7 protein-coding genes are annotated in these 12,538 nt (G+C 59.8%); 6 read left to right on the top strand and 1 reads right to left on the bottom strand.

The window, feature by feature from the left end; translation table 11 throughout:
- The first annotated feature begins 129 nt into the window (after positions 1 to 129).
- The 6 genes from MPN23_RS16725 to MPN23_RS16700 all read left to right on the top strand — a co-directional run bounded on the left by MPN23_RS16725 (position 130) and on the right by MPN23_RS16700 (position 9,303).
- Positions 130 to 2,673, top strand: a complete 2,544-nt coding sequence (locus tag MPN23_RS16725) for a sigma 54-interacting transcriptional regulator (RefSeq protein ID WP_243545374.1) — start codon at positions 130 to 132, stop codon at positions 2,671 to 2,673.
- 270 nt (positions 2,674 to 2,943) lie between these two features.
- Entirely contained in the window at positions 2,944 to 3,636 is a 693-nt protein-coding gene (locus MPN23_RS16720) for a TetR/AcrR family transcriptional regulator (protein WP_243545373.1), read from the top strand.
- Entirely contained in the window at positions 3,633 to 4,724 is a 1,092-nt protein-coding gene (locus MPN23_RS16715; RefSeq protein ID WP_243545372.1) for an efflux RND transporter periplasmic adaptor subunit, read from the top strand. The genes MPN23_RS16720 and MPN23_RS16715 overlap by 4 nt, the downstream gene beginning before the upstream one ends.
- Before the next feature lie 2 nt (positions 4,725 to 4,726).
- On the top strand, positions 4,727 to 7,828 hold the full coding sequence (locus tag MPN23_RS16710) for an efflux RND transporter permease subunit (RefSeq protein WP_243545371.1): 3,102 nt from the start codon (positions 4,727 to 4,729) through the stop codon (positions 7,826 to 7,828).
- Entirely contained in the window at positions 7,825 to 8,580 is a 756-nt protein-coding gene (locus MPN23_RS16705; protein WP_243545370.1) for a hypothetical protein, read from the top strand. Before MPN23_RS16710 ends, MPN23_RS16705 begins: the two co-directional genes overlap by 4 nt.
- An 81-nt stretch (positions 8,581 to 8,661) precedes the next feature.
- Positions 8,662 to 9,303, top strand: coding sequence for a DsbA family protein (locus MPN23_RS16700; RefSeq protein ID WP_243545369.1), 642 nt, complete (start codon positions 8,662 to 8,664; stop codon positions 9,301 to 9,303).
- Here the strand turns inward: MPN23_RS16700 and MPN23_RS16695 are convergent.
- Positions 9,291 to 12,530 carry a PAS domain S-box protein gene (locus tag MPN23_RS16695; RefSeq protein ID WP_243545368.1) on the bottom strand — a complete coding sequence of 1,080 codons (3,240 nt, stop codon included), beginning with the start codon at positions 12,528 to 12,530 and terminating at the stop codon, positions 9,291 to 9,293. The two genes, MPN23_RS16700 and MPN23_RS16695, sit on opposite strands and share 13 nt — an antisense overlap.
- Positions 12,531 to 12,538: the final 8 nt, after the last annotated feature.

The raw sequence follows: 12,538 nt of genomic DNA, 5'->3' as shown, positions 1-12,538 counted from the left end.
TCATGAGGTTTGCGTTTTTATACAGAAAAAGCAATCAACATGCCGGAATCGACTTGACAAGGTGGCCGCACTTCTCCTAGTGCGAAAGGTGTTTGATTATTGAATATGCATTCACAGAAAGGCGGCGTCATGTCGGGCGAAAACTGGAAAACCCCGTTCCAATGGTTCTCTCTGCACTCGGTCAGGTTCAGCCGGATAGGCCTCAAGGGCAAACTCATGATCGCCCTGATCCCCGCGGTCGTCCTCATCCTTATTTCGGCGGCATACCTGAACTATCATGTGGCCGAGCGGTTCATCAACATAGCCATCGACCGCAACGTGCGCATGCGCAACCTCGCCATGACCCACGAGATCGAACGGGCCCTGGAAAGAGCCAGAGGAGACCTGCTCTTCTTCTCGCAAGGCGATCTTTCGCGGAATGCCATGGCCGCCCTTCTGAAACGCACGGTCGCTTCCGGCGGTCCGGCATACATGGAATTCGCCTTTCTTCCCGTGGTAGGCAACGATTCCACATATCTGGCCCAACATTCCGGCACGGTTGCGATTCCTTCCCGCGAGAAGTTTCCCTCTGTATCCCCGGACCCCATGCTGGACCTCGACCGACTCAAGAACCTCAAGCCGGGCATGGTGGACATATCCCCTGTCATGGAAGTGGAATTCCCGTTTCCGGCCAAGGGAAATGAGAACCAGCGTCTCAAGGAACACGTGATCCGGTTCTTCACCCAGGTCCCGGCCTCGGACACGCATCCGGCCGGGCTGCTCATGCTCTCTCTGGATGCCCGCCATCTGCGCAACATCCTGTCCCTGTACAACTCGGATCAGTCCCCGCTCTGGGCGTTTCCCCGAAGCGACGAGCTCCGCTTCAACTTCATGGTGGACGCCGAAGGCTGGATCCTGTTCCAGTCGGAACGCACGGACAAGCCCGAATCACCGCTGACCACCTACCTTGCCAGAACCGGCTATGAAGGAGCACTTGGCAAGCCCGGACACAAAAGCGCGTTTCGCCCCACTTCGGCATACAGTCACTACTGGGAAATGGTCGAGGCCATCCGCCGGGGCGGGCAGGGCCTGAACCGCGTGCAGGACAAGACCAATACGGACTCGGCAGTCAAGGAATACTTCTTTTCCTATGCACCGGTGTGCTACAGCCCCGGAGGCGACGCACCTTCCCGAGTCTATGCAGGCGTGGTCTATGTGGACCGCAGCCAGCTCCCCATCGTGGCCGGATACGAATACATGGATGCGACCCTGCTCTTCACCCTGCTGACCATCGCGCTCATCGCCCTGCTCATCTACTGGCTCGGACTGATTCTGTTCCGGCCCATCCGGGAGCTCACGGCACGCATGAACGAATTCGACTCGCCGGACAAGCTGGAGGAAATCCGGCTTCCCTACAGCGGATTGGACATCGACATGCTCACGTCCAGCATCAACGGCATCATCCGCAAGGTGAAATCCCAGCTTGAGGAAATCCGGCAAAAGGACAGGACCATCCAAAGCGTGAACCTGCGGGAACGCGCTTCACTGGCCCGGGAACGGCAGGTGCTGGCAGAGGCGCAGGACGGGGACATGCCGGAAATCGTCGGAACGGGCCCCATCATTTCCCGACTGAAGTCGGACATCCTCAAGGCATCCCAGGTGGATGTGGATGTCCTCATCACGGGCGAGACCGGCACGGGCAAGCAGCTCGTGGCCGAGGCCATCCACAACAACAGCGTGCGGGCGGGCAGCCCCTTCGTGGTCATCAACTGCGGCGCGCTGGATGAAAACCTGCTTCTGGACGCCCTGTTCGGTCACAAGAAGGGGGCGTTCACCGAAGCCCGCACCGACCGCAACGGCGCGTTCTCCGAAGCCAACGGCGGTACCCTGTTTCTGGACGAAATCCAGTCTGCCTCGCCCAAGGTGCAGCAATCCCTGCTTCGCGTGCTGGCCACGCGCAAGATCAAGCCTCTGGGCAGTGACGCGGAAATCAGCGTGGACGTGCGCATCATTGCGGCCACCAACATGGACCTGTCCGAGATGATCGAACGCGAAACCTTCCGAGAAGACCTGTACTATCGGCTCAAGGTGGTTTCCATCGAGACCCCCTCGCTACGCAATCATATCGAAAACGTGCCCCTGATCGCGGTGCATAACCTGATGCAGGCCGAACATCTCACGGGCAGAAACCGCCTCGGCCTGAGCAAGGGCGCACTCAGCAAGCTCTCCAACTACCATTGGCCCGGCAACGTGCGCGAACTGGTCAACGTGATCACGCGCGCCGCGGTCATGGCCGAAACCGAAACCATTCAGGCCGAGGAAATCCGTCTGGAAGAAGACCTGCACGTCATTCCGGATCCGGATGCAGCCATGCTCACCACGGCCCCGGCTCCGGAAACCGAAGCCCCGGATGCACCCAAGGCAGTGGAACCACCGCCTCCGGCACCGGATTTCCCGTCGTTTCACGAGGAAATGAACCCCCGGCAGAAATCGGCATGGTCCGAGCTGATCGCCAAGCCGAGCTTCAGCCGCAAGGACTATCAGGAAGCCGTGGGCGGCGGTCTGCCCTCCAGAACCGCGATCTACGACATCCAGAACCTCATGGAAAAGGGCATGCTCACCAAATCCGGCAAGGGCCCTGCCACCCGGTATTCGGTCCGGGACGACTTCCGCAGTCCGGTTCCGGAAAACTGATCCCGACCGCGAGAACGCGGCCCGGCTTGCCACACAGGTCGGACCGCGTTCTCGCGATTCATTCGCGCACACTGTTATTTTTTCCTTCCTCGCGCATTCGTTCCACACTTCCGTCAGTATATCACTCCAGAATCAGGACACATTTCTTCAAAGCCTCCATCTCGCAAACGACCTCTTCGTCCAAAACAAACGTTTGACTTATCCACAAGGAAAGCGTATTTTCAAAATCAGGAAACCGACAGAAAACAGATTCGACGAAACGGGGAGCTCATGACCAAAACAGCTGAAGGAATCAGGAGCAAGGGACGCAAGGCGCAGGGTGAGGAAACCCGCCGAAAGCTGCTCCTGACCGGAGCAAAACTGTTCGCGCTTCAGGGCTTCAACGGCGTAAGCATGCGCGAACTGGTACGCGAAGCCGATGTGAACCTCGCCACGGTGAGCTACCATTTCGGAGGCAAGGCTGGACTGTACGAGGCCATCCTCGACTACATCATCGAACGCCGAGAGGAACTTTTCCCCAAGGACGCGATCATTCAAAAGAAAATCGCGGAAGCAAACGGTGATCCCCATGCCCTGAGCGATGTTCTGGGCTGGTTCGTCGACTACTACATGCATGGAATCCTCTCGGAACCCGCCACGAATCTGGCCGTGCTCATCATCCTTCGCGAGCTGGCCAATCAATCGGAATTCTTTCCGAAACTGGAAAAACACTTCTTCGATCCCTCGTTCAGGACTCTGGGCAGCCTTCTGGCTGCGGCCATGCCCGGCATTTCCCAGCGGGAACGCTATGTGGTCGGACACGCCATCATCGGCATGTGCCTCAAGTTCGTGGACGCTCATCCCGTGATCAGAAAACAGTTGGGGTGCGAAAAATACGGCCCCGAGGAAATAGACCTTATAGCCCAGGTCCTGAGCACCCGCATCAGGCTGTTCGTGGGCCTGCCGGAGGGCAACAGGCAATGAAGAATTTCATCACGCTTCTTTTTGCAATGGCTCTGTTGCTTCCGGCGGCAGGCTGCAAGGATACCAAGGCTGGCCCATACAAGCCCATCCGCCCGGTCAAGGCCATTCGTCTCGACCCGTCCGGCGCAGGCAAGCTCTGGACCTTTGCCGGAACAGCCGAGGATGCACTGGAGTCCCATCTCTCCTTCCGCGTCAGCGGAAAAATCATCCGCTTCCCGGGCGACCAGATCGGCCGCCAGTTCAAGACTGGCCAGACCGTGGCCCAGCTCGACCCCACGGATTACGAGCTGGAGCTGCGTCAGGCACAGGCAAACCTGGAACAGGTTCGTGCCAATTTCATCCGCTCCAAGGCGGACGTGAAGCGCATCCGTCAACTCTTCGAACGCAAGGTCATTTCCAAAAGCGAACTGGATCAGGCCGAAGCGGATTTCAAATCCTTCGAAGCCCAGTTGAGCGCAGCCGCAAAGAAGCTGGACATTGCTCGCAAGCACCTGAGTTACACAACGCTTCCGGCCCCATTCGACGGCTGGATCGGATCGGTTTCCGTCAACGTGCATCAGAACGTGTCCGCAGGCCAGACCGTGGCCACCCTGACTGCAGGCAGACAGATGAAAATGTACGTTTCCGTGCCGGACACCCTGATTGCCATGGTCACCGAGGGCGACAAGGTCACCGTGTCCTTTGACGCGTTGCCGGACCGGAGCATGACCGGACGGGTCACGGAAATCAGCATGGGCGCGCTGGGCGGTTCGTCCTATCCGGTCAAAGTCCATCTGGACAACAAGGATCAGGCGATTCGCAGCGGCATGACTGGCCACGTCACGTTTCTTGGACAGGGCAAGGACACGCGCATCGTGATTCCTCCGGCGGCCCTGCGCAGCGATCCGGACGGAACCCGCTCGGTATGGGTCGTTGACGAATCCGATTCCACGGTTCATGCCCGCGTTGTCGATCCCGGCCCCCTGACGCCCTACGGCATTGAAATCAGGAACGGACTCGAGTCCGGCGACGTGCTGGTGATCCGGGGCGTGCACGCCCTGAGTGAAGGGCTCAAGGTGCGGCTCCTGCCGCACGATCTGGAGGGTTGACCATGAACCTCGCCAACTGGTGCATCAAGAACAACCGCACCGCACTGACCATATTCCTGCTCATCGCCATCGGCGGGCTGGTCACCTTCCTGAACATCCGGCGGGACGAAGACCCGGATTTCACCATTCGTGCCGCCCTGATCATCACCCAGTTTCCGGGCGCGTCTCCGCAACGCGTCGAGGAACTGCTCACGGACAAGATCGAGGAAAAGATTCGCGAGATGGACGACGTGAAGATCGTGTCCTCGGAATCCATGACCGGCCTGTCCATCATCAAGGTGGAGCTGTACGAATCGGTCAAGAACGTGGAACCGGTCTGGCAGAAGATGCGCAACAAGGTAGCGGATGCGACTCCGGATCTTCCGCCCGAAGCCTACCCGCCCATGATCAATGACGAGTTTGGCGACGTGTTCGGCATCTGCCTCGCCCTGACCGGCGACGGGTTCACCTATCGGGAACTCAAGGACGAGGCCGACGTGATCCGCGACCAGATTCTCAAGATCAGGGGCGTGGGCAAAGTGGAGCGCTGGGGCACGCAGGCCGAACGCATCTTCGTGGAATTTTCCAACTCCCGCATGGCCTCGGCCGGGATCAGCCCGTTTGCCATGGCCCAGATGATCGACCACCAGAACACGATCCGACCCAGCGGCAGCGCCCTGATCGGCCCGGAACGCATCACCATCGAACCCACGGGCGAATTCGCCGGGGTACGTGACGTGGCCGGTCTTTCCATTCGGCCCGAAGGCGGCAAGTCCAGCATCCGCCTGTCGGACGTGACTTCCATCACCCGTGGCTATGCCGATCCCCCGTCCACCATGATCCGCTTCAACGGCAAGCCTGCCGTGCTGCTCGCCATTTCCATGGTCGACAACGGCAACATCATGGAGCTCGGCGAACGGGTTCAGGCCAGACTGGATGAAATCCGGCCCACCCTGTACCACGGGCTTGACCTGGAGGTGCTGACATTTCAGCCAAAATTCGTGAACAAGGCGGTCACGGACTTCATCATCAACCTTCTGGAATCCTTCGGCTTCGTGATCATCGTCATTCTGGTGTTCGCAGGGCTGCGCACCGGCCTGATCGCGGGATCGCTGGTGCCCATGGCCATGCTGGGCTGCATCTCGCTCATGCCCTATTTCGGCGTTGGCCTGCAACGCATCTCCATTGCCTCGCTCATCATCTCCCTCGGCATACTGGTGGACAACGGCGTTGTGGTGTCGGAATCCATCCTCGTACGCCTCGCTTCCGGACATGATCGCCTCAAGGCCGTGACCGGAGCCGTATCCGAACTCTGGATGCCCCTGCTCACCGCTTCCCTGACCACGATTTTCGCGTTCCTGCCTATTCCTCTGGCGGAAAACGCCACGGGCGAGTTCTGCTTTTCCCTGTTCGTGGTGGTGTCCCTGAGCCTGTTCTGCTCCTGGGGACTGTCCATGAGCATGGTCCCCATGATGTGCTTCTATTTGCTCAAACCGAAAATCCGGATTCAGACCTTCACGGGCCGCATATACCGCTGGTACCGAAATCTGCTCCTGTTCTTTCTCAGGCGACGCATCCTGTTCCTGACACTGGTGTTTGCGGCCTGCGCCACCGCAATCTGGGGCTTTCGCTTCGTGCCCAAGATGTTCTTTCCGCCCAATGAACGCGCCCAGTTCACCATCGATTTCTGGCAGCCCTACGGCACGGACATCACGGCCACGGCACGCCGCACCGCCCGACTGGAGAAATTCCTGCTCGCAGACCCGGGCGTGGAAAGCGTGGGTTCCGTGGTGGGTCACGGCGGCCCCCGCTGGTATCTGAGCCTGAATCTGGAACAGAAGAACAGCAACCTGACCACGCTCATCGTGAACACGCATACCATTCCGGACGTGCGCAAGGTCATGGACCGCACCCGGGCCGAACTCAAGAACAAGTTCCCGGACGCGGAATTCAGCCTGAAGCAGCTCATGAACGGCCCGCCCGTCGGCGCGCCTGTCCAGCTCCGACTCTCCGGCCCGGACCTCAAGACCCTGTATGTGCTTCGGGACAGAATCGAAGACATCCTGTCCGACATCCCGGGCGTGGAACGGATATGGGACGACTGGGGCCAATGGACCAAGAAGATGGTCGTGGTGGTGGATCAGGAAAAGGCGCGTCAGGCCGGACTGTCCAGCTACGACGTGGCCATGAGCCTGCAAACCGGCATGTCCGGACTCAAGGCCTCGGACTACCGGGACGGTGATACCATCATCCCCATCATCCTGCGCAGCGACGACTCGTTCCGCAATCGGCTGGACAAGCTCGACAGCATGAACGTGTATTCCTACAAGGACGGCAAGACCGTTCCCCTGAGCCAGATCGCACGCACCGAACTGACATGGGAACCGTCCGACATCCGTCGAAGGGATCAGACACGGACCATGACCGTGAAGGCCGATGTGCTGGAAGGTTTCTACGCCGACCGCATCGTGGCTCAGGCCCGGCCGCGGATTCAGGCCCTCATGCAAAGCGAGGATTGGCCCCATGGCTACTACATGGAATACGGCGGCGAATTCGAAAAGAGCGACGAGGCTCAGGAGGCGCTCGGTGCGAACATGCCGCTGGCAATGGGATTGCTCGTGCTCGTGCTCATCTTCCAGTTCAATTCGTTCCGTCGGCCCGTCATCATCCTGCTGACTCTGCCGCCCATGATCTGCGGCATCACCGCGGGCATGCTCGCCACGAACGCCCCCTTCGGATTCATGGCCCTGCTCGGCATGATCTCCCTGCTCGGCATCGTGGTGAACAACGCCATCATGCTCATCGACCGCATCGAGATACAGCGGAGCCGGGGGATTGCCCTGACCGACGCCATCGTGCTGGCGGCACTGGAGCGCGCACGGCCCATCATCATGACCGCGACAACCACCATCATCGGCATGGTGCCCCTGTCATTGCAGGGCGGGGAAATGTGGCGGCCCATGGCCAACTGCATCATGTCGGGTCTGGCATTCGCCACGGTGCTGACCCTGGTTCTCTGCCCGGTGCTCTATTCCCTGTTCTTCCGGCAGAGCTACAAGGGGTACGCATGGCGGCAGGAAGTGGTGGAACTGGGAAGCGACCTGCACAGGAAGGCGGAGGCATGACCGAAGAGGCAACCCGAATCGGGTGCCGCGGCTTCTGCGCCCGCTGCGGCCGGGACCATTCGCTCCCGGCCGAACCGGCCCTGAAGGCCTGCCGCGCGCTCATGGCCGAACTTGAGGCCCAAGGCCGCATCGACCTGACAGTCCGGGACGGTCAGGCAGACCCGCGCCTCTCCCTAAACTACCTGCACGGCCCGGCCCGGGGCCAGATGTTCGGCGTCATGGTCTGCGAGACGCAACACCGCGAACAACTGACGTTCAAGGCCTTTTCCGGCCAGTACAACGGAATGTGGCAGGTGGCTGGCTGGGTTCCGCCCGTGCTTGACCCGGCCCGGTTCGAAAGCGTGACCCGTGACACCGAAGCCCGAATCAAGCGACTGGGACGGGCCTTGGAATTTCTTTCCCCGGATCAGAAGCACTATCGGGAACTGCACGAGGAGCGCAGGAGACTGTCCAGAAATCTGATGCGGAGAATCCATGACCTCTATACGCTGCACAATTTTCGCGGCCAAAGCCTGCCCATGCGCGAGGCGTTTCTCGGCAAAGGCAACATGCCCACCGGAACCGGGGACTGCTGCGCGCCCAAGCTGCTGAACCATGCGGCCTGCAACAATCTCCGCCCCATCGGACTGGCCGAATTCTACATGGGCCGGGAAAACCGGTCCGGCACACGGAAACACGGTGAATTCTCTGCTTCATGCCAGGGGAAATGCGCCCCCATTCTCGGGTTCATGCTCTGCGGACTGGAGGATTGATCGCCGGGCCGGATTGTGTCCGGGGCTGCGTTCTGCTATGCCGAACCGGTTGCCCCTCCATCCCGATCCAAAGAGGTTTTCATGCTGCGTCGACTTGTTTTGGCCTTTGCCCTGATTCTCGCCATGGTCCCGGCCGCCCTTGCCGGGAAATACGATCTGTCCAAGCTTGACGCCGTGTCGGCCAACGTGGAGAAACAACTTGCGGAGCTGGCACATCCTCTGGCTTTCGGCAACGGTCCGGTCGAGGTCATTCTCATTTCCGACCCATTCTGCCGCCACTGCCGCCGGACCTATGACTTTCTGCAGAACTCCCGGGACAGGGTGGGCACCCTGCGCGTCGTGCATGTCTCGCTGGTGGGATACGCCGGGTCGGACATGGCTGGAGCCTGCGCCGACTTTCTGGCGGAAAAGGGCAAGGGAATCAAAGGGCTGAATCTGGCCTACACGCTGACTCCCCCCGCGGACGAGGATGAGGAACAGGCAGCCCGAAAGGTGTTTCAGGAATTCAGGGATGCGTTTCCCGAAGAATTCGGCACCACGGATTTCCAGACGTTCGCCAGAATGACCATGCCCGAATTCTACAGACACGTGCAAACCGTGGCCGATTGGCGATTCACGGGCACCCCGCACGTGATCATCAATGGCCGCCACCTCAAGGGCTACAACCCGGCGTGGCTGGACGCCATGCTGGAAGCGGGCGACCAGACGTCTCAATTCCCCTGATGCAAGGGCAGGGTGAATGAGAATTCACTGCCCCTGCCGAGTTCGGATTCGACCCAGATCACTCCGCCGTAATGGGCGACAATCTCCTTGCAGATGGCAAGGCCCAACCCGGTTCCCTTGGTGGTGTGCCGCAGGGTATCGCCCATGGTCGCCTTGTGAAACCGCTCGAAAATGCGGGGCAGATCCTCCCCGGGAATTCCGGCCCCCGTGTCGGCAACAATGACGGTAAGCATGCTCGCGTCCGCTTTGGCACTGACGGTCACGCTCCCGCACGGCGTGAACTTGTAGGCATTTCCCAGCAGATTGAGCAGCACCTGCTGAATCTTGTCCGGGTCCGCATGAATGGCCGGAAGTTCGGCGGGCAAATCCGTGACGAGGCTCAGATTCGGATTGGCCGAGAACTGGCCGCGAACCGCATTCACGGCCTGCCGCACCATGACCACGGGATCAAGCGGCAGATCATGCCATGTCTCCTTGCCCGACTCGATGCGGTTCAGATCGAGAAAATCGTTGATCAGCCGGGTCAGCCGCATGCCTTCGGTCTCAATGATCTCCAGATTGTCGCTGATGCGGTTGCCCTTTCTCACGGCAAGTTCATCCAGCGAGGCGTCCGTCATGAAATACCTGCTGAAATCGCGCCCGGCGAGCTTGGCGAAACCGCGAATCGACGTCAGCGGTGTACGCAGCTCGTGCGATATGGACGAAATCAGCGTGGACTTGATGCGATCCAGTTCCTTGAGCCGGGCATTGGCCTGTTCCAGCTCGGCGGTGCGCTGTCGCAATTCCGAAGTGCGCTGCTCCACCATGACCTCCAGCTCGGCGTTGAGCTTGCGCACCTTTTCCTCATTGCTCTTGCGTTCGATGGCCAGAGCGACCTGTTCGGATACGGCCACCATGAAGTTCACGTCGGATTCCGAATAGTGATTCGGATTGTGATAATGCTGAACCGTCATGCATCCCCGGGTCTTGCCGTTGATGCGCAGGGGAACCCCGATCCAGACTGCGGCAAGGGTGCCCACCACGCGCATCTCGCCGCGGGCCATGCCTTCGTTGCATTGATCGCGGGTCAGGAAAATCGGCTTGCCCGTTCGAATCACGTCCAGCGTAACCGAGCCGTTCCCGGGCTTGCTCACATCATTTATGGCCAGCATCTCGTCCTTTTCATCGCAGAAGAAGGGAAAGACGATCCGGTCGTTTTCCTCGTCCAGAAGCGCGATGTAGAAGTTCGGCGTATCAACGGCTTCCGTGAGAATTTCGTAAATGGTACGATAAAGGTCTTCCAGATTCCGGGTAGTGCTCACGGCCCGGGAAATCTTGTACATGGCCAGCGAGGTCCGCTCGTTGAGCTTGCGCTCGGTAATGTCCCGAAGAAACCCCTCGTAATGGGTCAGTTCGCCGCCAGCGCCGATCACTCCCTTGAGCGAGGCCGACACCCAGATTTTCCTTCCGTCCGTCCGGCGGAGCTCCACCTCGAGCTGGTCGATGCTGCCGGAATCGCGAAGCCGGCTCATGACATGGTTCCGCAAGCTCGGGTCATGGTAGCACTGTATCCCGATGTTGCGCACCCGACTCATGAGTTCCTCGGGAGTGGAATACCCCAGAATCCGGGCCATGGCGGGATTGGCCGTGAGAATCACCCCCTCGGGCGTGGCCTGATAGATGCCATCGTTGGCCCGCTCGAAAATGGCGTGATACTTCTGCTCGGCACGCTTCCATTCGCTGATGTCCCGCACGGTCGAAGCGCGGATCAGCTTGTCCTTGTAGGGAAACACCCTGCCCTGTATCTGCACGGGAAACAGCGAGCCGTCCTTGCGCCTGACCAGCGCCTCGTACGGCGGTGAATAGTCCATGGACATGTGCCGCCTGACCACGTCTCTGGACCCTTCATCCAGCCAGTCCAGCACATTCGTGCCCACGAACTCGTCAAGCTCGCATCCGATCATGTCGCACGCCGACTGGTTCGCCTCGATGCAATACCCGTCCTCGGAAAGAACAATGGCCTCGAACGTGGCATTGGACAACGCGCTGTGCCGCAATTCGGAATCCCGGAGTGCCGCCTCGGTCCGCTTGCGCTGGGTCATGTCCGTATGCGTCCCGGCCAGTCGATAGACCTTGCCGCTTTCATCCCGGGAGCTGGCCCCCCGTCCCAGAATCCAGCGATACGAACCATCCTTGTGCCGCATGCGGTATTCCACTTCGAACTGACGCTTTTCCCCCTTGATGCAGGCGATGTTCGCATCCAGAGCCAAAGCCAGATCATCCGGGTGCACATGCGACTTCCACGAATCGGCATGGTTGGGAAATTCCGAATCGGCATACCCGAGAATCTGCTTGTAGCGCGGGGAAAAATAGACGGAATCCGTTGTCAGGTCCCAATCCCATATTCCGTCATTGGCCCCTCTGACCACCAGTTCGTACCGTTCCCTGCTCTTGCGCAAGGCCGCTTCACTCCGATGCTGTGCGGTAAGGTCGACCAGGGAGGCAACCCGGTCGTCGGTCCCGGGGATCATGTCCACGTACAGCCGGACATGCCGACGCCGACCACCACGCCCGACCAGCGTGAATTCATAGTCGTGCGGCGTCTGGTCCGGAAACAGGGAACGCTGCCGATACAGCTTCCGCATCCGCTCCACGTCCGAAGACGCCACGAAGTCGGTCCAGTGCATCCGGGTTTCCATCTCTTGCACCGGATACCCGGCCAGTTCGGCGAACCGCATGTTGCAACTCAGGATGCGAGCATCGCCGCCCACGATGACCGTGGCTGTCCCCGTGCTTTCGAAAAGACTCCGGTAGTATCTCTCCCCCCTGTTCCCGGCATTTTCGATTGCCCTTTCCTCTTCTCCGGGAAATGCGAGGCAGAGCACGGCGGCGCTACCGTCCACAGAGATGCGACGAGGCGCAAAACGAAATCCGAAGGAAGTGCCGTCACGCCGCATTCCCTGAAATGTCGACCAGACAATCTCCCGTTCCTGCAGTACATCGAGAAGCGCTTTCATGACCTTGTCCCGATACGCAGGATGAACCAGACGGGTACAGTGAATCCCGCCCTCCCAATCCGCCTCGGAATAGCCGAACCACTCTCTGGCAAAACGGTTCACCTGCAACACATTGCCGCCGGAATCGGCGACCATGGCCATGAGCGGCAGCATATCCAGCAATTCGGCATACTCGCATCCGGGCCGGGAAGACGTGCAATTGGATTCGGAATGGTCGAGACTGAAAGTCATGGGCTCTC

It is taken from the genome of Pseudodesulfovibrio tunisiensis (genome assembly GCF_022809775.1).
GTDB lineage: Bacteria > Desulfobacterota > Desulfovibrionia > Desulfovibrionales > Desulfovibrionaceae > Pseudodesulfovibrio > Pseudodesulfovibrio tunisiensis.
This window is presented reverse-complemented; position numbering and strand designations above follow the sequence as displayed.